General features: G+C 65.5%; 21 protein-coding genes and 1 pseudogene. 13 read left to right on the top strand and 9 right to left on the bottom strand.

Annotation, left to right across the window (positions count from 1 at the left end; genetic code table 11):
* Positions 1 to 246, bottom strand: a pseudogene (locus tag FOS14_RS02130) (IS3 family transposase); the annotation flags it as partial.
* A gap of 18 nt (positions 247 to 264) precedes the next feature.
* Entirely contained in the window at positions 265 to 822 is a 558-nt protein-coding gene (locus FOS14_RS02125; protein ID WP_143768587.1) for a DUF222 domain-containing protein, read from the bottom strand.
* 301 nt (positions 823 to 1,123) lie between these two features.
* On the opposite strand from FOS14_RS02125, the gene FOS14_RS02120 reads away from it, so the two are divergent.
* Positions 1,124 to 1,564, top strand: coding sequence for a VOC family protein (locus FOS14_RS02120; RefSeq protein WP_143768586.1), 441 nt, complete (start codon positions 1,124 to 1,126; stop codon positions 1,562 to 1,564).
* On the top strand, positions 1,565 to 2,239 hold the full coding sequence (locus tag FOS14_RS02115) for a helix-turn-helix domain-containing protein (RefSeq protein WP_143768585.1): 675 nt from the start codon (positions 1,565 to 1,567) through the stop codon (positions 2,237 to 2,239).
* Here FOS14_RS02115 and FOS14_RS02110 read toward each other — a convergent pair whose 3' ends face one another.
* From FOS14_RS02110 to FOS14_RS02095, 4 genes are all read right to left on the bottom strand, one after another.
* Positions 2,240 to 3,058, bottom strand: a complete 819-nt coding sequence (locus tag FOS14_RS02110) for an IclR family transcriptional regulator (protein ID WP_143768584.1) — start codon at positions 3,056 to 3,058, stop codon at positions 2,240 to 2,242. It abuts the gene before it with no gap.
* A 175-nt stretch (positions 3,059 to 3,233) separates the two neighbouring features.
* The gene (gene bphC / locus FOS14_RS02105; protein ID WP_143768583.1) at positions 3,234 to 4,139 is read right to left on the bottom strand and encodes a biphenyl-2,3-diol 1,2-dioxygenase; all 906 of its coding nucleotides are present in this window, start codon (positions 4,137 to 4,139) and stop codon (positions 3,234 to 3,236) included.
* Between the two features lie 16 nt (positions 4,140 to 4,155).
* Positions 4,156 to 5,337: an acyl-CoA dehydrogenase family protein gene (locus tag FOS14_RS02100; protein ID WP_143768582.1), complete on the bottom strand. Its 1,182-nt coding sequence runs from the start codon at positions 5,335 to 5,337 to the stop codon at positions 4,156 to 4,158.
* A gap of 23 nt (positions 5,338 to 5,360) precedes the next feature.
* Entirely contained in the window at positions 5,361 to 6,524 is a 1,164-nt protein-coding gene (locus tag FOS14_RS02095; protein WP_143768581.1) for a Rieske 2Fe-2S domain-containing protein, read from the bottom strand.
* Between the two features lie 180 nt (positions 6,525 to 6,704).
* Here FOS14_RS02095 and FOS14_RS02090 point away from each other — a divergent pair, with 180 nt between their 5' ends.
* The gene (locus FOS14_RS02090) at positions 6,705 to 7,298 is read left to right on the top strand and encodes a MaoC family dehydratase N-terminal domain-containing protein (RefSeq protein ID WP_143768580.1); all 594 of its coding nucleotides are present in this window, start codon (positions 6,705 to 6,707) and stop codon (positions 7,296 to 7,298) included.
* 1 nt (position 7,299) lies between these two features.
* Here the strand turns inward: FOS14_RS02090 and FOS14_RS02085 are convergent, their stop codons facing one another.
* The 3 genes from FOS14_RS02085 to mftR form a co-directional block, all read right to left on the bottom strand.
* A complete protein-coding gene (locus FOS14_RS02085; RefSeq protein ID WP_143768579.1) occupies positions 7,300 to 8,355 on the bottom strand; it encodes a ferredoxin--NADP reductase in 1,056 nt (351 codons plus the stop codon).
* A 42-nt stretch (positions 8,356 to 8,397) separates the two neighbouring features.
* Entirely contained in the window at positions 8,398 to 9,045 is a 648-nt protein-coding gene (gene mftR2, locus FOS14_RS02080) for a mycofactocin system transcriptional regulator MftR2 (protein ID WP_143768578.1), read from the bottom strand.
* Between the two features lie 106 nt (positions 9,046 to 9,151).
* Positions 9,152 to 9,760, bottom strand: a complete 609-nt coding sequence (gene mftR, locus FOS14_RS02075) for a mycofactocin system transcriptional regulator (RefSeq protein WP_370512141.1) — start codon at positions 9,758 to 9,760, stop codon at positions 9,152 to 9,154.
* Between the two features lie 153 nt (positions 9,761 to 9,913).
* On the opposite strand from mftR, the gene mftA reads away from it, so the two are divergent.
* From mftA to FOS14_RS02025, 10 genes are all read left to right on the top strand, one after another.
* The gene (mftA, locus tag FOS14_RS02070) at positions 9,914 to 10,015 is read left to right on the top strand and encodes a mycofactocin precursor MftA (protein ID WP_143768576.1); all 102 of its coding nucleotides are present in this window, start codon (positions 9,914 to 9,916) and stop codon (positions 10,013 to 10,015) included.
* A 7-nt stretch (positions 10,016 to 10,022) separates the two neighbouring features.
* Positions 10,023 to 10,313, top strand: a complete 291-nt coding sequence (gene mftB, locus FOS14_RS02065; protein WP_143768575.1) for a mycofactocin biosynthesis chaperone MftB — start codon at positions 10,023 to 10,025, stop codon at positions 10,311 to 10,313.
* Positions 10,300 to 11,520, top strand: a complete 1,221-nt coding sequence (mftC, locus tag FOS14_RS02060; protein WP_143768574.1) for a mycofactocin radical SAM maturase — start codon at positions 10,300 to 10,302, stop codon at positions 11,518 to 11,520. The genes mftB and mftC overlap by 14 nt, the downstream gene beginning before the upstream one ends.
* Before the next feature lie 13 nt (positions 11,521 to 11,533).
* Positions 11,534 to 12,709 carry a pre-mycofactocin synthase MftD gene (gene mftD / locus FOS14_RS02055; protein WP_143768573.1) on the top strand — a complete coding sequence of 392 codons (1,176 nt, stop codon included), beginning with the start codon at positions 11,534 to 11,536 and terminating at the stop codon, positions 12,707 to 12,709.
* 13 nt (positions 12,710 to 12,722) lie between these two features.
* A complete protein-coding gene (locus tag FOS14_RS02050; RefSeq protein WP_143768572.1) occupies positions 12,723 to 13,535 on the top strand; it encodes a mycofactocin-coupled SDR family oxidoreductase in 813 nt (270 codons plus the stop codon).
* Entirely contained in the window at positions 13,532 to 14,215 is a 684-nt protein-coding gene (mftE, locus tag FOS14_RS02045) for a mycofactocin biosynthesis peptidyl-dipeptidase MftE (protein WP_143768571.1), read from the top strand. Before FOS14_RS02050 ends, mftE begins: the two co-directional genes overlap by 4 nt.
* 104 nt (positions 14,216 to 14,319) lie before the next feature.
* The gene (gene mftF, locus FOS14_RS02040; protein ID WP_143768570.1) at positions 14,320 to 15,717 is read left to right on the top strand and encodes a mycofactocin biosynthesis glycosyltransferase MftF; all 1,398 of its coding nucleotides are present in this window, start codon (positions 14,320 to 14,322) and stop codon (positions 15,715 to 15,717) included.
* Complete coding sequence (gene mftG, locus FOS14_RS02035; RefSeq protein ID WP_255450006.1) at positions 15,657 to 17,204, top strand: mycofactocin system GMC family oxidoreductase MftG; 1,548 nt, start codon at positions 15,657 to 15,659, stop codon at positions 17,202 to 17,204. The genes mftF and mftG overlap by 61 nt, the downstream gene beginning before the upstream one ends.
* A gap of 63 nt (positions 17,205 to 17,267) precedes the next feature.
* Positions 17,268 to 18,905, top strand: a complete 1,638-nt coding sequence (locus FOS14_RS02030) for an AMP-binding protein (RefSeq protein ID WP_143768568.1) — start codon at positions 17,268 to 17,270, stop codon at positions 18,903 to 18,905.
* A gap of 12 nt (positions 18,906 to 18,917) precedes the next feature.
* Positions 18,918 to 20,582: a sigma-54-dependent Fis family transcriptional regulator gene (locus tag FOS14_RS02025; RefSeq protein WP_143768632.1), complete on the top strand. Its 1,665-nt coding sequence runs from the start codon at positions 18,918 to 18,920 to the stop codon at positions 20,580 to 20,582.
* Positions 20,583 to 20,592 lie beyond the last annotated feature (10 nt).

The following is a 20,592-nucleotide window of genomic DNA, read 5'->3' as shown; positions in this document are numbered from 1 at the left end:
CTCGCGGAGTTTACGGACCTCCGCCTTCAACGCCTTGATCTCGGCCTGCGCGTCGGTGCTCACTCCGGGGCGGGATCCGGCGTTGACGTCGGCCTGGACCAGCCATCGCCGGATGGTTTCCTTGCCCAGGCCGAGCTTGTTGCCGATGGCTTGACACATAGCGGTGTCGTTCGGGTAGTCCTGACGATGATCAGCGATCAACCGCAAGGCGCGTTCCTTCACGGCGGGGTCGATTATTTTGCCCATAACTGCATCCTCCTGCACTCAAACAGGAGCGGCAGAAAACCCGTGACGGTTCACGTGGCGTTCGCTGTGGTGGCAGCGGCGGCGGGCGGCGGCGAAGGCGGGGTCGGTGGTGATGATGAGGCGTTCGATTTCGGTGCCGAGTTTGCCCGGGGGCAGCGTCCTGGCGGCGGAGACGATCTGGGGTTCGATGGCGGTGAGGAGGTTTTGGGGGGTGTTGGTGGTGGCGCGCCAGATGGCCTCGACGCGGCGGTAGTCGATGTCGCCGGCTTGGAAGGCGGCGCGTACCAGCGGCAGTCGGTAGCGCAGGGCGGTGCCGATGCCGATGTAGTTTTGCGCGATGCGTGCCGAGCAGGACAGGGCGGCGGCGACTTCGCTGGCGGCGTAGCGGGTCATCCAGTCCCGGTCGCGCCCGCGGGGGCGGGGCCCGGTGGTGAGGTGTTCGGCCCAGTCGCTGGCGGCGAGCACGCGGGTGGCCGCGGCCTGGTTCTCGAGGCGGTCGGCGTCGGTGAGTGCGGCATACAGGGTGGCCGCGCGCAGATCCGGGGTCTGACACTGGATCCCCCCGTATTCGCCCATGTGTTCGAGTTTACCCGAAATGTCCAAATCGCGCCACGCCTTGCGGCACCAACGAAAAATTGCCCGCGAAACGCTTTGCGGTGCCTCAAATGTGATTGCCCGCGAAACCGCGATCGCGTCCGGGCATTTGGCATGAGTCCGCTCGGGTGACGAAAGAGCCTGTCGCAGCGGAGGTTTCGTCGGCCGCCAATGCCTACTTCGCAGATCCTCAATGCAACTTCTCGGAGATCTCACGCAACCGGTCGATAATACCGCGCACTTGCTATTGACAAGCGAACTTGCTTTTTGCAAGCATCATCACATGTCCACAAACATCTTCGTCAGCTACGCAACCGCCGACCTCGCCCGCAGCACCGCGTTCTACACCGCCCTTGGCGCAACCATCAATCCGCTGTTCACCGACGACAACGCCACCTGCCTGGTGTGGGATGACAACATCTATTTGATGGTGCTCAAGCGCGAGTTTTTCGCCACCTTCACCGACAAGCAGATTGCCGACCCGGCAACCTCGGCACAGGTCCAGATCGCGTTCTCCCGGGACTCCCGCGAGGAAGTCGACGCGGTGGCCGAGGCCGGTCTGGCCGCCGGCGGTTCCGAACCGCGACCGGCGCAGGACCTCGGTTTCATGTACAGCCGTGATCTGGAGGACCCCGACGGCAACATCGTGGCCTTCCTGTGGATGGCGCCGGAAGCCGTGGAGCAAGGCCCGGCGGAATACTCGGCCGCGCAGGCTCAGGCCTGAGTGGCGGCGCGCAGCTACGGGCAGTACTGCGGGGTCACTACTGCCGTGGAGTTGGTCACGGAACGCTGGGCGTTGCTCATCATCCGTGATCTGCTCGTCGGTCCGCGTCGATACACCGACCTGAAGCAGGGCCTGCCCAAGATTCCGACCAACATCCTCTCCGCACGCCTGAAAGAGTTGCAGGAGGGCGGGGTGATCCGCCGCGTCGCGCTGGCGCGCTGCGGTCTCGTCTACGAACTCACCGACTACGGGCGGGAACTCGAGCCGATCGTGCTGGCCCTCGGCCGGTGGGGATTCCGGTCGATGGGCGAGCCCAAGGACGACGACGTTGTCACGGCAGACTCGCTGACGATGGCGCTGCGAACGGCGTTCAGGCCCGAATCTGCATCAGCGCCATTGGATTTCCAGATTCGGGTGGGCCCAGTCGAATTGCGGGGCCAGGTCCGCGACCGCGAGCTCACCGTGGTCCAGATTGCGCCCCCGGCACCGCCGGTCGGTGGCTCGCTGCCTAGCGGTGAGGCTGAACTGCGGTTTGCCACCGGCCCCGGCATTCGGCACCTGATCGCAGGCACCCTGACCCCGGCCGAGGCCGTGACGCAAGGCGTGGTCACCATCGAAAAAGGCAACCTTAAGCTGCTCGGGCGATTCGCGGAACTCTTCCGGATCGAGCCATAGTCAGGCGTACTGCAACGCGCGCAGCGGCCTTGCCTGCTGCAGTGTCGGCTGCACCTTGACCGGTCCGTCGTCGATGTTGCGCCAAATGCCCAGTGCTGTCATGCGAACCGGCGCGGCCAGCCGATGATCGAACGCCATCCGGTCGACAGGTCCGCACACCGACACGGCCGCGACCGCCTCGCCGATGTTGCCGATCGGTGCTGCGACACAACCGAATCCGGGCAACGACTCCTCGCGCTCGAACGCGATCCCATGCGCCCGAACCTTATTGAGTTCCGCGCGCAGCTGCGCCTGCGTGGAGATCGAATACTTGGTCTTTCGGCTCAGCAAATCGGCATTGCCCAAAGCGGCAACGCGACGTTCGTCGGAAAAGGCCAAGATCGCCCGACCTACCGCGGTGCAATGGGCCAGGTGCCGTCCGCCGACGCGCGTCGGGACAGCTGCCGAGAGGCGGCCACCGATCTTTTCCAGGTAAACCACATCCGCGCCATCCAAGATCGCGAGGTGTACCACAAAGCCGGTGGCGCGATGCAACTCGTGCAAGAACGGCATGGCGGCTCGATGCAGCCGATCCTGGTGGACGGCAAGGGAACCCAGCTCCACCAGGCGCATGCCGAGTTCATAGTCGCGTCCCTCGCGACGCAGCCATCGCAGTTGCACGAGTCGCTCGAGCATGCGGTGGGCGGAGGACCGGGGCAATCCCGTGCGCCGGACGATCTGGGCCAGGGTGAGACGGCCGGGGCCGTCGAAGGCGTCGAGGACGAGCGAGACCCGGTCGAGGACCGCGCTCGGGGTGCAGGCTTCGAGCTGAGTGGACATGGTGCCTCCGTGCGATGCTGAGCTAGTGCCTAAGCAGAGTATTTCTAATAGGCATATATCTATTGATAGCACGTCCTGTGGCTGTTGTCACACAAAACTTTTTCACCCCGGAAACGTGGAAACCCCGGACTGCAGGTGAACGAGCATTCCTGCAGCCCGGGGGAGACTCGGCCAACTACATCGCCGCGAGCGGCTCACTGCCGGACCAGTCGTGGCCCCAGTAGCTGTCTGCGGTGATTTCCTCTGCGGTGTAGTACTTTTCGTCGACCCGCATGCCTTCGGTGCCGAATTCGACGTCCCAGCCGCCGGGTGCGCGCACATAGAACGACACCATCTTGTCGTTGGTGTGCCGGCCCAGCGTGGAAGAGACCGAGAAACCATCCCGGATCACCCGGTCCAGCGCCTGACCGACGGCGTCGAGGCTGTCCACCTCGACCATGATGTGCACCAGTCCCGGGGCTCCGCCGTGCGGCGCCGGGCACAACGCCAGGCTGTGGTGGCGCTCGTTCACACCCATGAAGCGCACCCGCATGGGGCCGAACTCCGGCGGTGCGGGGATGCGGAAGGCGCCGCGGGGGAGGAATCCGAGCACCTCGGTATAGAAGTCGAATGCGCCGCCCGGGTCCATGGTCGGCAGCACGACGTGGCCCAGGCCCTGCGGGCCCGTGACGAACTTGGCGCCGAACGGGGTCACCACCGGGCTGTGGTCGAGCACGGCACCGTGGAACACCTCGAGGGTCGCACCGGTCGGATCTTGGAAGGTGATCACCTCCTCGACGCGTCGCGCGTCGGCCTCTTCCAGAGACAGCGGTTTGACGGCGATGCCTGCGGCCTCGACCCGCTCCTGCACGCGAAGCAGCGCGGCGTGGTCGCGCACCTCCCAGCCGATCGTCACAACCTCATCGGTGTCGCCGGGAACGACGACAATGCGCGCGGCCCGCTCATCCATCCGCAGATACAGCGCGTTCTCATCGGGCCCCGAGCCCTTGGCAAACCCGAGGACGTCGAAGGCGAAGGTTCGCCAGCGGTCCATGTCGTTGGTCTGGACTTTGACATAGCCCAGGCTCTTGATGTCGGTCATTGTCGATTCCTTCCAGCTAGATCATCGAGCGCAACGGCTGCGCGGGTTCAATTCCGAGCGAGCTCAGCGCGGAGGCGTGGTAGACCGTGCTGGGCACGTGGATGGCGTGATTGAGGCCGGCGTGGGCATCGCGCCAGAACCGCTGCAACGGCTTGTCCATGCGCAGTGCGTTGCCGCCGGAACGGGCGAAGATCTGGTCCACGGCCATCACGGCCCGCCAGGCCGCGCGAATCTGGGTACGCCGGCCGGCGGCGCGCTCGGCAAAAGACACCTCGTTGCCGGATTCGACGATGCCCCACATCTTGTCGACGTTGGCCAGTAGTTCCTGTCGGGCGGCATTGATGTCCGCGGCGGCCTCGCCGATGGCGAACAGCACGTAGGGGTCGTCCTTGATGGCGGTGCCCTGCGCACCAACGCGGTCGCGTTGGTAGTCGAGGTGTGCGGCCAGGGCACCCTCGGCGATCCCGATGACGGCCGCGGTGATGCCGAGCGGGAACATGTTCGACCACGGCATCTTGTACAGCGTCTCGGTGACGCCATACTCCTTTTGCGCAGTGCCGTCGATGACGTGGTCGCCGTTCATCACCCGATAGTTGGGCACGAAGGCGTCGCGCACGATGATGTCCTTGGACCCGGTGCCCTTGAGCCCCACCACGTTCCAGGAGTCTTCGACGATCTGGTAATCCTTGCGCGGCAGAATCATGTGCAGCATGGTCGGCGGCATCGCCATGTTGCCGTCGGCGTCACCGAGCATGGCGCCCAAGAAGATCCAGTCGCAGTGGTCGGTACCGGAGCTGAATTGCCAACGGCCGTTGAAGATGTAGCCGCCGTCCACCGGCCGGGCGATTCCGGTCGGCGCGTAGGGCGAGGCCATCCAGGTGTCGTGGTCGGCACCCCATACCTCTTCCTGCACTTTCGGATCGGCAAAGGCCAGCTGCCACGGGTGCACGCCCACGATGCCGCAGATCCAGCCGGTCGCCGGGTCCAGCGACGCCGCGGCCATCACCGTCTCAGCGAATTCCCGTGGATGGGCCTCGAACCCGCCGTAGCTCTTCGGCTGCAGCAACCGAATCGGGCCGGCCGCCTTGAGCTTCTTTGCCGTCTCGTCCGGCAGTTGGCCGATGCGCTCGGCCTCCGGTGACTGATCGCGCAACTGGTCGGCAATCGCCATGATGTTGTCGATTGGTTTGTTAGGCATTGGATTTCCTTGGTCTCGAAAGGTCAGGCGTTGGTCTGCAGGACTCGACCGCTGGCGAGGTTGTCGGCCACCTCGGCCTCCCAGCTCTGCACGGCGCGCTCGGTGTCGATCTCGAATTCGAAGCGCTTGGTCATGTCCTCGGTGACGTCTTCGACGTCGACGTAGAACTGCTTGTACCAGCGGCGCAGCTGGTACACCGGGCCGTCCTCCTCGGACAGCAGCGGATTGTCGATGGGCGCCTTGTTCTTCCAGATCTCGATGTCCTGCTCGAAGCCCACCTCGACGCCCTGGGCGAACTGCGCCGCCATTGCGGCTGCGGCCTCATCCGACATTCCCTGCGGCTTTTTGACCATGGCGCCGTACTGCAGCACGAACGAGTTGGCTGTCACCGGGTAGTGGCAGTTGATCAGCACCGTCTCGATCGTCATGCCCTGGGCCTCGCTCCACAGCCAGTCGATCATGTACGACGGTCCGAAATACGAAGCGTCCGAACGCAGCCTGGAGTTCGGGTCGTCGTAGTTGGTGCCCACTTCGATGTCGTGCCGCGGGGTGGAGCGCATGTACTGGGTGGCGACGTGGCCCTCGAAGACGTTCTTGAAATACCGCGGGAAGGCGTAGTGCACGTAGAAGAAGTGCGCCATGTCGACCACGTTGTCGACGATCTCCCGGCAGTGCGACCCCTCGACCAGCAGCGAATTCCAGGTCCAGTCGGTCCACTCCGGGCTGCCGAAGCCCTCGATCTGCGGGATCGTCACCTCGTCAGTGGGCTTGCTGCCCTGCGGATCGTGCCAGACGAACAGTTGACCGTTGCGCTCCAGCGTGGGCCACGACCGCGTCTTTGCCAGCGGCGGCACCCGACGGGCGTAGGGGATACCCGTGCACTTGCCGTTGCCGCCCCAGCGCCAGTCGTGGAACGGGCAGGCGATCGAGTCACCCTTGATGGTGCCCTTGGCGAGATTGCCGCCCATGTGCCGGCAATAGGCATCGAGCACGTGGATTTTGCCGTCGGTCTCGGATTGGAACACCACGAGGGTGGTGCCGAACGCTTTGATCTCGTGCGGCTCGCCGTCCTGGAACGAGCGCAACAGACCGAGGCAGTGCCAGCCGCGGGCGAACCGTGTCGGCGCTGCCGCGGCCTCGATCTGCCTGAATTCCTCTGCAAGAGCACCGTTGTGCTGAGCCGGCATCGAAGACCTCCATGTCTGCAGGCGAAGTTGCGTGATGCGGTCGATGGTGCGTCCGCCGATAACCGATGGGTGGCCCGCTTCCCGGTCAGTGGACAGGTTTGGCGATAAGTGCCTCACCGCTCCCAATCAGCGGGAACGCGGAAGTCGTGCCACCAGGGGCGGTACTACCGTCACTGCGCTATGAACACCGCAACATTGGATCGGCACTCTTTCGATGTGTACGTGGACCCCGAGCGGATCCGCGAGTTCGCCGATGCCACGCAGGCCCACGACGCGGCCTATTGGGACACCGAGAACCCAGTGGTGCCACCGACATTCCTTGCGGCGCAGGTACCGTACGGGTCAGCCGAGTTCGAGGGTGTACTGACCAGCCCCGTCGAGCAGAACTTCTGGTTCGCCGGACCGCCGCCGCACGCCGGTGATCGGCTGACCGCGGTGTCGCTGGTGACCGCGACCGAGACGGTCAACGAATTCTTCGACCCCTCAGGCAGATTGGTCGCCGAAACCTGGCGTAAGGGTGTCGACTCAGCGGTCGGTATGCGCGCCGCCAGCCGGCTCGCCGCCTATGCCACCGACTGGCTCGGCGCGGAGTCGGTGCGCCGCTTCCGCACCCGCATCTGGCGCGAGCTAGCGCCCGGCGAAGAACTCGTGTGCACCGGCACGGTCCAGCAGCGATACCGCCAAGACGGCGAGTCGCGCGTCGACGTAAGCGTGCTCGGCGTCAACCGCAGCGGTGAGGTGGTCGCTCGCGCGTGGGCCACCTTCGCGGAGTAATTCAGAACTGAATCTTCAGGTGGTCGGTCACCGGGTGTGCCTGACAGCCCAGGATATACCCGTCGGCGATGTCTTCCGGATCGAGAATTTCGCTGTTGTCCATTTCGACGGCGCCCTCGAGCACCGTGCATGCGCACGAACCGCATTCGCCTTCCTGGCAGGAGTACGGCACGTCGATGCCTTTGGCGAGCATGATGTCGACGAGGGTCTGCTTGCGCGGCCACTGCAGGTTGTGCACCTCGCCGTCGAGTTCCACCTCGACGGTGGCAGCATCGGCTTCATCGTCGGCCGACAGTTCGAGCGGCGCGGAGTCGATGAACGGATCACCGGCCAGCGAGTTGAAGGCCTCGGCGTGCACCCGGGACCGTGGCACCCCCATGGCGGCGAGCGCGTCGTGTACCGCGTCCATGAATGCCGCGGGGCCGCACATGTAGGCGTGGTACTCGGTGTACGGCGCGGCGAGCACGGCGAGATGTCCGGCGGTGGGCAGACCCTGGAGAGTCTCGAGCCAGTGCACCACGGTGAGCCGATCGGGATGCTTGCCGGCCAAGGCCCGCAGTTCCTCAGCGAAGATCACCGAGTTCGCATCGCGGTTGGCGTAGATGAGCACGACCTTGCCACTGCCTTGTGCGAGGGCAGATTTCACTATCGAAATGATGGGCGTGATGCCACTGCCGGCGCCGAAGAGCAGCAGATCGTCATCGAGGTTCTTCGGCGTGAAGACACCCGACGGCGGCAACACCTCGAGTTGGTCGCCGGCCTTGACGTTGTCGCAGATCCAGTTCGAGCCGTAGCCGTCGGCCGTGCGTTTGACGGTGACCTTCGGCCGGTCGTCGGTGTGCGGTGAACTGGCCAGCGAATAGCAGCGGGCGACGGACCCGGTGAGGTCGCTGGGCACCCGCAGCGTGAGAAACTGGCCCGGCTTGTAGGCGAACTTCTCGCTGAGGTCGGCTGGGACGTCGAATACCAGCGAGTTGGTGTCGGCGGTCTCGGTGACCACTTCGGCGACGGTGAGCACGGCCGAACGAGAGCCGTGCGGCACGTCAACGGTGTTCATCGCAGACTTCCCCTAACAAAATTAGAACGTGTTCTAGAAATACTACTGCTCGGCGCGCTGCCGGACAAGCTGCGCCTCGAGGCCGTCGATCACCGTATTGAGTCCGAATTCATAGAAGTACTTGCCGGTGAGATCGGGGAGGTACTCGCTGGCCCGCTGCAGCAGGTCGGGCATCGACTGGTTCTGGCCACCGCGGGTGCGGCCCACCCGGCCGCGCCCGAACAGGAAGGTGTGCACGGTCGCGTAGGCGGAAAGCACGTTGCGGTCGTTGAAGCCCGCATCGGCCAGGATATGCATGAGACCCGCGATCAGCTCGAGATGCTTGCGCAGCATCTGCTCGATCAAGAGATCGCCGAGGCCTGGATGCTTGCGCAGCTTTTCGTCGATCTGGCCGATCAGGTCGCGCAACCGCACCTGCCAGGTACCCGAATCGGCGCCGGGGATTGTTATTCCAGCCAGCGCGGCGGAGGCGACAAGATCGAGAAGTTCGGATTTGTCCGAAACGTAATAGTACGGGGCCATCGGCGAAACCCCGAGCTCGCGGGAGAGTCGTCGCATCGACAATTTCTCGACGCCGTCATGACGGACCACGCGCAGCGCCGCCTCGACGATTTCGGATTCGGAAAGCGTCCCGCCAGTCGCTGCATTCCCGGCGGTACCCCGGCGCGGGACTGCAGTCGGCTCGCTCATTAGACGTCTGACTCCATGCTTTGGTGCGGCTATCGAAAAAGATTCCCCTTTTCTGCAGTGTAAACCGCATTCGCCCAATGACCGAATCTGTCGAAATTCTCACCCCTTATTGCATCAGCGCGGCTAAGCCGCCGCTGAGCGCAGATGCCCCGCGACGCAATAAATCCGGTAACGACTCCGCGGAATCGGCAAGCCATTGCTCGTATGCCGACATGGCCACCCCGAGCAGTAACCAGCCGGTCGTTCGGGGCACATGATCGCGGGGGCTGGTGCCGGTGCGCGCCGCGACGTATTCGGCGACGACATCGCGCCAACCCTCGTACATCACCAGTGAATAGGCCTGCAATGACGGCGTGGTGAGAATGACCCGCATCCGCTTTCGGTGCAGCCCCGCCTGGTCGGCCGGGACGTTGTTGAAGTCGAGCAGCGCGACGGTCAGGCCGTCGGCCAGTGAAACATCGTCGGGCAACGACGCTAATTGGCGGCGCATGTCCCCGAGATGAACGTCGAAGTCACCCCACGGCACGGCGCTCTTCGACGGGAAGTACCGGAAAAAGGTGCGGCGGGCGATCCCGGCGGCATCTGCGATGTCGTCGACGCTGGTGGCGTCGAAGCCGTGCAGGTCGAAGAGTTCGATGCCGACTTGGCTGATCTGGTCCTTCGTGGTGGCCGGGCGCCGGCCGAGCTTGGCGCCGGTGCTGCGTGACATGAGCACAAGCCTAGAGGCGAGGCCGAGTGAGCATCGCAGCGCGAAGCGCGAGGAGCGGAGCGAGGTCGGAGCCGACAAGACTACGCAGTTAGGTGTTGCTTTTATGCACTCGATGCCATTAATGTGGTGAACCACGTCACAAAACCTTAGGAGGACGCCATGGCCGATCAGATCCGTGAAATCGACACCACCGCCGACGAACTTGTCGAAGAGACCCTTGTCGAAGAGGTCTCCATCGACGGCATGTGCGGCGTGTACTGAGCCCGAGATGACTGCCATGACGATGGACGGGTTCGACCTCGAAGCGCGGTGGCGGCTGCACCCGAAGGTGGCGCTGCGGCCGGAACCATTCGGCGCCTTGCTGTATCACTTCGGCACCCGCAAGCTGTCGTTTCTGAAGAACCCGACCATCGTCAAGATCGTCGAGTCCCTTCCGCAGTATCCGACGGCCGCCGCCGCCGTCGAGGCTGCGGGAGTGACCGCTGCAGGTGCGGCGCAATACGCGAAGGCACTTGCCACCCTTGCGGATTCGCACATGCTCATGCGTGTTGGAGAGTGAAGCCTTGACTAGCACAATTGCCCCGGTGCGCTTGGTGGACCAGTTCGAGCGCGGCCTCGATGCGCCGATCTGTCTCACCTGGGAACTGACCTACGCCTGCAATCTGGCCTGCGTGCACTGCCTGTCGTCGTCAGGACGCCGCGATCCGGGCGAGCTGACCACGGCACAGTGCAAGGGCATCATCGACGAACTCGAGCGCATGCAGGTCTTCTACGTCAACATCGGCGGTGGTGAGCCGACGGTTCGACCGGATTTCTGGGAGCTGGTCGACTACGCCACCGAGCATCATGTGGGAGTCAAGTTCTCCACCAATGGTGTCCGCATCACCGAACCGGTAGCGGCGCGGCTGGCCGCGAGCGACTACGTCGACGTGCAGATCTCCCTCGACGGCGCGACCGCCGAGGTCAACGACGCCGTGCGCGGTCCCGGGTCGTTCGACATGGCCGTGCGGGCGCTGAAAAACCTTGCTGCCGCAGGCTTTAGCGACGCAAAGATTTCGGTGGTGGTCACCCGGCACAACGTTTCCCAGCTCGATGAGTTCAAAGCGCTCGCCGACGAATACGGCGCGACGTTGCGGATCACCCGGCTGCGGCCGAGCGGCCGCGGCGCCGATGTGTGGGATGAGCTGCATCCAACCGCGGCGCAGCAGCGTGAACTCTATGACTGGCTCGTCGCGCACGGCGACGGCGTGCTGACCGGTGACTCGTTCTTCCACCTCTCCGCCTACGGCGACGCGCTGCCCGGGCTGAACCTGTGCGGGGCCGGGCGGGTGGTGTGCCTGATCGACCCGGTCGGCGACGTCTACGCCTGCCCGTTCGCGATCCACGAGCAGTTCTTGGCCGGCAATATCGTGACCGACGGCGGCTTTCAAAACGTTTGGCGCACTTCGGAACTGTTTCGGCAGCTGCGTGAGCCGACCACCGGGGGCGCGTGCCGCAGTTGTCAGCACTACGACTCCTGCCGCGGCGGTTGCATGGCGGCGAAGTTCTTCACCGGGCTGCCCATGGACGGCCCGGACCCCGAATGCGTGCAGGGCTACGGCGAATCGGCGCTGGCCGCCGAAGGCCGCACGATCCCGCAGTCGCACGTCGACCACTCCCGCACCGGAAAGCGGCGCAACCAGCCGGTGGCGCTGCGCCTGACCACCCGACCTCCGTCGCGATCCTGCGACGAGAATCCCCTTGCCGGAATGCAATTCCAGAAGTAGCAGGTGTAATCGTATGGCCAAGAATGCATGGTTCGAATCTGTGGCGGAGGCGCAGCGCCGCGCCAAGAAGCGACTGCCCAAATCCGTCTACGGCGCGCTGATTGCCGGCTCGGAGCGCGGCACCACACTCGATGACAACACCGGCGCGTTTGCCGAACTGGGGTTCGCGCCGCACGTCGCCGGCCTGTCGGCCAAGCGCGAGCTCGCGACAACCGTGCTGGGGCAAAACATTTCGATGCCGGTGCTGATCTCGCCGACCGGTGTGCAGGCCGTGCACCCGGACGGTGAGGTGGCGGTGGCGCGGGCGGCGGCCGCACGCGGTGTCGCGATGGGGCTGAGCTCGTTTGCGAGCAAGCCGGTAGAGGAGGTGATCGCGGCCAACCCGCAGACCTTCTATCAGATCTACTGGCTCGGCGACCGGGACAGCATCACCAAGCGGCTCGAGCGGGCCCGCGCGGCTGGCGCCGTGGGCATCATCCTCACGCTCGACTGGTCGTTCTCGCATGGCCGTGACTGGGGTTCGCCGGTGATCCCGGAGCGGATGAACCTGCGCACAATGGTGCAGTTCGCGCCCGAGGCCATCACGCGCCCGCGCTGGGCCGCGCAGTTCGCCAAGGCGCGCAGCATCCCCGACCTCACCGCCCCGAACCTCGTCGAACCGGGCGAGCAGGCGCCGACGTTCTTCGGCGCGTACGGCCAATGGATGGCGACGCCGCCGCCGAGCTGGGACGACGTGGCCTGGGTGTGTTCGCAGTGGGACGGGCCGGTCATGCTCAAGGGCGTCATGCGCCTCGACGATGCCAAACGTGCTGTGGACGCGGGCGTTTCGGCAATCTCGGTGTCCAACCACGGCGGCAACAACCTGGATGGCACGCCCGCCTCGATTCGGGCGCTGCCCGCCGTGGCCAAGGCCGTCGGCAACGACATCGAGGTGCTGCTCGACGGCGGCATTCGGCGGGGAAGTGATGTGGTCAAGGCGGTGGCGCTGGGCGCGCGGGCGGTCATGATCGGCCGCGCATACCTGTGGGGACTGGCGGCTAACGGGCAGGCCGGAGTCGAGAACGTCCTCGACATCTTGCGGGGCGGCATCGACTCGGCGCTGCTGGGCCTGGGGCACTCGTCGGTGGCCGATCTCTCCCCGGCGGATGTGCTCGTCCCGTCCGGTTTCGAACGCGTGCTCGGCGCATAGGAAGGCTGGCTACATGGGCATACTCGATGGTCGCGTCGCGTTCATCACCGGCGTCGCGCGCGGGCAGGGGCGCAACCACGCGGTGCGGATGGCGCGGGAAGGCGCCGACATCATCGGCGTGGACATCTGCGCCGAGGTGACGTCCGACAACACCTATGCAGCACCCACGCCCGACGACCTGGCCACTACCGCGCAGTTGGTCGAGGACCAGGGCCGCAAGGCGCTGCTCGAGGTCGCCGACGTGCGCGACAGCGCCGCATTGACGGAGGTGGTGCGCCGCGGGATCGAACAGTTCGGCAGGCTCGACGTCGTGGTGGCCAACGCGGCGATCTGTAACTGGAATCGCTTGTGGGAAATGAGCGACGACCAGTGGTCCACGCTGATCGATGTCAACCTCACCGGCGTTTTCAAAACCTTGAAGGCCGCTATTCCGGCCATGATCGAGGCCGGCAACGGTGGGTCGATCATCGTGGTCAGTTCGCTGGCCGGCGTTAAATCCATGCCGGTGCAGTCACATTATTCGGCGGCCAAGCACGGGCTCGTCGGCCTGACCAAGAGTGCGGCAATCGAATTGGGCCAGTACAAGATCCGGGTGAACTCGATTCACCCCTATGGCGTCAATACGCCGATGGGTACCGATCCGAGTGCATTAAAGGTCTTTTCGACGTTTCCGCAATACCTGCCGAGTTTCGCCTCGATTCTCACGGACTATCCGTTGGCGGACCCGGACGATATTTCCGAAGCGGTGCTCTATCTCGCCAGCGATGCCGCGCGCACTGTCACCGGTACCCAATTGACCATCGATATGGGCGCGTCAAAAGTGTGAGCGATTTGGCCGGGCGGGTATGGCCCGAAATACCGTCGGCTGCATACACGCTCGCCGTGCCGGTCGGGTCGCTGGAACAGCACGGCCCGCATTTGCCGCTCGATACCGATACCGTCATTGCCTCAGCGGTCGCGGCCGCGCTGCCCGACACCGAACTCGCCCCGGCCATTGCTTACGGGTCCAGCGGCGAGCACGAGGGATTCAACGGCACCATCTCGATCGGTCAAGCGGCACTGACGAACCTCATCGTCGAATACGGCCGGTCGGCGTTTCGATGGGCGCGCCGGGCGGTCTTCGTCAACGGCCATGGCGGAAACGCGGCGGCGCTCGCTGAAGCGATCGCTTTGTTGCGTTGGGAGGGCCGCGATTGCGCGTGGCTGCCGTGCGCGGTCGCCGACGGTGACGCGCATGCCGGGTACACCGAGACTTCGCTCATGTTGCACCTTGCACCGGATCGGGTGCGGATGGATCGGGCCGAGGTGGGGGTGACCGAACCGATCGCCGGGTTACTGCCGCGATTGCGTGCCAGCGGAGTGGGCGCCATTTCCCGCAACGGTGTCCTCGGAGATCCGGTTCGGGCAAACCCGACCGCGGGAGCGCAGATATTCGATATGTTGATCGCCAACGCACGGGGGCGGCTGGACCGATGGAATGTCGGTACAAACGGTTTGCTTTCGTAAGCGAACCGAAATGGCACGGGAGTGGCGATGGAGGAGTTTGTGTATCTTTCCCACCAACTCGCACCAGGTTTCTATAACTGCAAAAGCTCGACTATCGTCGCCTGATGCGCCAAGGTCGACTCCCCGATGGATTCGGGGTTCGAATCGATCCGAGCGTTCGAACGTATTCCGGGGGACGCGTACTGATCGGCGGCTCGCCAACGCGGATGCTCAAACTGGCGCCCGCGGCGGCCGAAATGATCGGCGATGGATTTCTCGAGGTCACCGACCCGAAGACGGCGGTGGTGGCCCGTCGGCTGCTGGACTCCGGGGTAGCCAACCCGCGGCCGAAGTTGTTGCCGTCGACCGATGACGTGACGGTCATCGTCCCGCTGCGCAATAACGCCGAAGGCATGACACGACTGCTCGCGGCCCTGCGCGGGCACTCCGTCATCGTTATCGACGATGGTTCCGATATTCCGTACGCGCCGCCGCCGTGCGCGGAAAGCCGCTGCAAGGTGACGGTGTTGCGGCATGAGGTGCCGCGTGGACCTGCGGCCGCGCGCAATACCGGATTACGCGCCGCCACGACGGAATTCGTGGCCTTTCTGGACTCCGACGTCGTCCCCAAGGCCGGCTGGCTCGAGGTGATGCTCGGCCACTTCAGCGATCCCTCCGTCGCGCTGGTGGCGCCGCGCATAGTTGCGCTCGACGCGGAATCGAACCAGGTGGCCCGTTACGAGCACAGCCGGTCCTCGCTCGATCTGGGCCGGCGCGAGGCGGCGGTCCATGCGCGCGGCACCGTGTCCTACGTGCCCAGTGCCGCGATGCTGGTCCGGCGCTCGGCGCTGCTCGATGAGGGCGGCTTCGACGAGACCATGGAGGTCGCCGAGGACGTCGACCTGTGCTGGCGGCTCGAGCAGTCGGGCTGGCGGTTGCGGTACGAGCCCGCCGCGCGCGTTGCGCACGACCACCGCGTCTCCTTCGGCAAGTGGTTCGGCCGAAAGATGTTCTACGGAACCGGAGCGGCGCCGTTGGCCGCCCGGCATCCCGGCCAGGTCGCGCCACTGTCCATCTCGCCGTGGACAGTCGCCGCGGCCGTGCTGCTCGCGACGCTGTCGCGGCTCGGGCTCCTCGGCTCGATGGTGACCGTGGCCATCGCGGTCCTGCGGATGCGGCGCGTCTTCGCCGAACTCGATCAGCCGACCCGGGTCGCGGCCATCTATGTGGCCCGCGGCTTCGCCGCCGGACTCTGGCAACTCGCCTCCGCGATGTTCCGGCACTATTGGCCAATCACGTTGTTGGCCATCATTTTTTCCCAACGCATCAGGAAGATCGCGATCGCGATGGCGTTGGCCGAAGGCGCCGCCGATTGGGTCAAGCACCGTGAGGCCGGAGGTCTCGATCCGGTGCGTTACGTCGCGTTCAAGCGGCTCGACGACGCGGCCTACGGTGCCGGGCTGTGGCAGGGCGCGCTGCGGGCGCGCAGCGTCGAGGCGTTGAAGCCAACCTTTTCGAGTTGAATCGCCACGCTGGTTCAGCCGCCGACGTGGTGGTGGTCGGTGGCGGCAGCTGCGGCAGCGTGCTGGCCGCACGGCTGGCGCAGGATCCGGCACGCTCGGTGACACTGATCGAGGCAGGTGCCAGCTATCTCGAGAAATGGGATTGGCCGTCCAGTATCCGGGACGCGTATCGGATGCCGGCCGACCCTGGCAGTCGCTGGGTTCAGACGTTCGCCACCGAGCTCAGTCCGGGCCGCAGCGCAGCATTGGTGCGCGGCCGCGTCGTCGGCGGATCGGGCGCGATCAACGGCTGTTATTTCGTGCGCGCCCTACCGAGCGACTTCGCCGAGCTGAGCCGGATCGCGGGCAGTCCGCTGTGGTCCTACGACTCGGTGCTGCCGTACTTCCGGGCCAGCGAAAGCGACCGCGATTTCGACGGACCGGTGCACGGCGGTGGCGGTCCCATGCCGGTGCAGCGAACGAGGCCGGCCGATCTCACCCGGGTCAGTTCCGAGTTCCGTGCGGTGGCCATCGAGCGCGGCTTCGCCGACGTGGCCGACCTGAATGACTCGACCGGAGACGGGGTCGGCTTGGTTCCGTTGAACGTCGACGACGGGGTGCGGGTCAATGCCGCGATGGCCTATCTCCGGCGTCGGCCGTCCAACCTCACCGTTCTTGCTGGGGCCGCGGCGCATCGGGTGGTGTTCGATCGTGGCACTGTGATCGGCGTCGAGATCGCCGCGGGTGTGGCGACGCGCGTCTTGCCCGCGCAGACCGTCGTGCTTGCGGCCGGCGCGATCGGCTCCGCCGAGTTGCTGCTGCGGTCCGGCGTGGGCCCGGCCGATGACATTCGCCGGGCGGGAATTCCGGTGGTGTGCGACCGGCCGGGTGTCGGCGCGTCATTCGCGGACCACCCGGAAACCGCTGTGCCCTACCGCTACACCGCCACCGGAGCGCCACAGCTCGATGCCGTCGCCGTCCAGGTTGCGTTGCATCACGGAGCGCTGGAAATACGGGCGTACACGCATCCGCTTTCGCATTTGATACCCGGCGCCGGCGCCGAGCCTTATCTCGGTGTCGCGCTGATGCGGCCGGAATCGCGCGGACGAATGTGGCTCGACGAACGTGGCGGGCTACGGATCGAGCACCGGTATTTGACCGAGGGTAGCGACCGCTCGGGACTGCGCGACGGCATGCGTTTGGCTGCAGACCTACTCGACGGACTGAAGGAGCGCGGCGTCATCGAGGAGCACCGCGCTGTCGGCGACGACGGGTTCGTCGCCGCGCACCTCGGTACTGCTCAGCATCTGACCGGGACCTGCAGCATGGGCCCCGCGAGCGACCCGAATGCTGTTGTGGACGAGCGGTGTTGGGTTCACGGCGTGAGCGGTCTTGGGATTGCCGATCTGTCCATCGTGCCGGTGCCGCTCAGTCGCGGACCGCATGCCACCGCGATCATGCTGGCCGAGCGCGCCGCGGTGCTTTTTGCCACCCCTATCCGGGGGTAGCCGGTTGGTGAGCCCAATCACTATGGTCGGCGGCAGACGTTTATGCCAGCGGAAGGAGCTGTTATGACCACCGCGAAGTCGGGGCCGCCCGCCTATGCTTCGGGCGCGTGGCCGACGCCGCTGCTCGGGGACACCATCGGTGACAACTTCGATCGCGCGGTGGGGAGCTTCGGCGACCGCGACGCGCTCGTCGACATGGCCGCCGGCAAGCGCTGGACATACCAGGAACTGGCCGCCGAGGTCGACGCGGCAGCGCTGGGAATGCTCGACTTGGGACTGCGCAAGGGCGACCGCGTGGGGATCTGGGCGCCGAACTGCGCCGAGTGGGTCATCGTCCAGTACGCGACCGCGAAGATCGGCGTGATCCTGGTGAACATCAATCCCGCCTATCGCTCGCACGAGTTGCAATACGTGCTGCAACAAGCCGGCATTCGAGCGATCGTGGCGGCGCCGCGGTTCAAGACCTCCGACTACGCCGCCATGATCGCCGAGGTTCGCGGCAGCTGTCCGCAACTCGAGCACGTCCTGCTGCTCGGCAGCCCTGAGTGGTCGGCCCTGTTGGAAACCGGGCGGGCCGGCGAGCCGGAGGTGCTGTCCGCGGCGCAGCGCGAGCTGTCCACCGACGACCCGATCAACATTCAATACACCTCGGGCACAACCGGATTCCCCAAAGGCGCCACCCTCAGCCATCACAACATTCTCAACAACGGCTACTTCGTCGGTGAAATCTGCGGCTACACCGAGCAGGATCGAGTCTGCATTCCGGTGCCCTTCTACCACTGCTTCGGCATGGTCATGGGCAACCTGGCCTGCACCAGCCACGGCGCGGCGATGGTCATTCCGGCGCCGTCGTTCGAACCGAAGGCCACGCTGACGGCCGTGCAGGCCGAGCGCTGCACGTCGCTATACGGCGTGCCGACGATGTTCATCGCCGAACTCGCCGAGCCGGACTTCGAGTCCTACGACCTGTCGAGCCTGCGAACCGGCATCATGGCCGGCTCGCCGTGCCCGGTCGAGGTCATGAAGCAGGTCATCGAGCGGATGGGCATGTCGGAGGTGACCATCTGTTACGGCATGACGGAGACCTCGCCGGTGTCCACCCAGACCCGCGCCGACGACACGATCGATCAGCGCACCGCCACCGTCGGTCGGGTCGGGCCGCACCTGGAGATCAAGATCGTGGATCCGGCAACGGGTTTGACGGTTCCGCGCGGCGAGCCGGGGGAGGTGTGCACGCGTGGGTATTCGGTGATGCTCGGCTACTGGGAGCAGCCGGAAAAAACGGCCGAAGCGATCGACAAGGCGCGGTGGATGCACACCGGTGACATCGGGACGATGGACGACGACGGCTACATCGCGATCACCGGACGCATCAAGGACATGGTGATCAGGGGCGGCGAGAACATCTACCCGCGCGAGATCGAGGAGTTCCTCTACACCCATCCCGACATTCTCGACGCCCAGGTTATCGGCGTTCCGGACGCCAAGTACGGCGAGGAACTCATGGCGTGGATCCGAATGCGGGAGGGCGCAACACCTTTGGATACCGCCGCGGTGCGTGAGTTCTGTGCGGGCAAGCTCGCGCACTTCAAGATTCCCCGGTACGTGCACGTGGTGGAGGAGTTCCCCATGACGGTCACCGGGAAGGTCCGCAAGGTAGAGATGCGGGAGCGCTCGATCGAGTTGATCCAGCAGGATTAGTCGGTGAGTGCGATGGCCGGCAGTGTCGACTTCGGCGGGCAGATACCGGCCCGGCCGGAAATCGCGCTGTCCTGGAAGCGGTCCGCGCTCAGCGGGGTCGATCCGGGCGATAAGCCAGACACCAACCCGGTCATCGAACTCGACGCGGCCGATCCGCTGCTGCGTGCCGCCCGGCCGGTTCTCGACGAGATCAGGCTGCAGATCACCGGAACCGGCGTGTGCGTGCTGCTCGCGGATAACGAGGGCCGCCTCGTCGGGCAGGTGTTCGACACTCCGGCACTGGAACGGCGACTCGAAAGGCTCGGCGCCGTGGTCGGGTCGTCACTCGGAGAGGACAGAGTCGGCACCAACGCGTTGGGCACACCGCTGGAAACCAGGCAGGCGATCGTCGTCAACGGCGAGGAGCATTTCCTGGAGCGGTTCAAGGGGCTCAGTTGTTACGGCCAGCCGATCATTCACCCGGTGACCCGCCGCGTCGAGGGCATTCTTGATATGACCGCAGCTGCGGCACAAGCGAATCCGCTTTTTGCGCCGTTTCTGGCGCGGGCGGCCGCCGACATCGAGCGCCGGTTGCTCGAAGGTTCGCGGATGTCGCAGCGGCGTCTCGTCGACGCCTTCCAGCGGGTGTCGCCGCAACGCAATCTGGCGGTGACGGCGATCGGTGAAGACATTTTGCTGAGCAACAAGGTGGCGCTCGATCTGCTCGACGGTTCCGACCACGCTGCGCTGCGCGCTTTGATTGCGGACCTGCGTCCGGATCAGTCGCGAACTGTGCAACTGCGACTGTCGTCCGGCAACATCGCGCAGGTTCAGGCAGACCCGGTGGCCGGGACCGACGGTGGCGCGCTCTTCCTGTTGCGTCCGCAGCGCCGGATGCGACCCATTCCGCGCAAGTCTGCTCACGCCGAGGCGCCCGGCGAGCGTATTCGTGTCCAGCTGCAGCAGTTGCGCGACAGTGACCAGCACGTCGCGATTTGTGGGGAGCCGGGGTCGGGACGAACCACCGCCATGCGTGACCTGGTGGGCGATGCGGTCACCTTCGACGCGGCTACGCTCGCCCTGCAGGGATCGGCGGCCTGGCTCACGGAGTTGGGCCGGGTGGTGGCCACCGATCCTGCGGTGGTCGCTGTCGAGAACGTGCAATTACTGCCGGAGACCGCTATTCCTGTTGTGGCCGAACTACTTTCCGTGCCGCACGGTCCGCGGGTCATCCTGACCAGTGGCCCGGTCGAACAGGTCTCGGCGTCCGTTGCGGCCGTGCTCGCCCGCTGCCCGGCCCGGATGCAGTTGCCCCCGCTACGGCAGCGGGGTGCCGAGTTGGCCGATATCGCCCGCGGCATGCTCGAGGGCATCGCGCCGGGACTGGGCCTGACGCCGCGCGCACTGGAAGCGCTGCGCGCGTCCGACTGGCCCGGCAACCTCAGCGAACTCGCCGTGGTGCTCCGCAGTGCCGCGCAGCAGCGCTCGAGTAACCGCATTGAGCTGACCGACCTGCCCGAGCGTTACCAAGTCTCTTCGCGCGTCTCCCGGCTGGCCGGGCGCGAACGGGCCGAGCGGGAGGCGATCATTGCCGCCCTGCAGCAGTGCGCGGGTAATAAGGTGCATGCAGCGGCCAGTTTGGGGATCAGCCGTAGCACGCTGTATGCGCGGATGCGTGCGCTCGACATCGATGGGTGAACTACATCAA

This window comes from Skermania sp. ID1734, from assembly GCF_007489285.1.
Taxonomy (GTDB): domain Bacteria; phylum Actinomycetota; class Actinomycetes; order Mycobacteriales; family Mycobacteriaceae; genus ID1734.
Note: the sequence above shows the minus strand (reverse complement) of the source record. Positions and strands in the feature narration are given on the sequence as shown.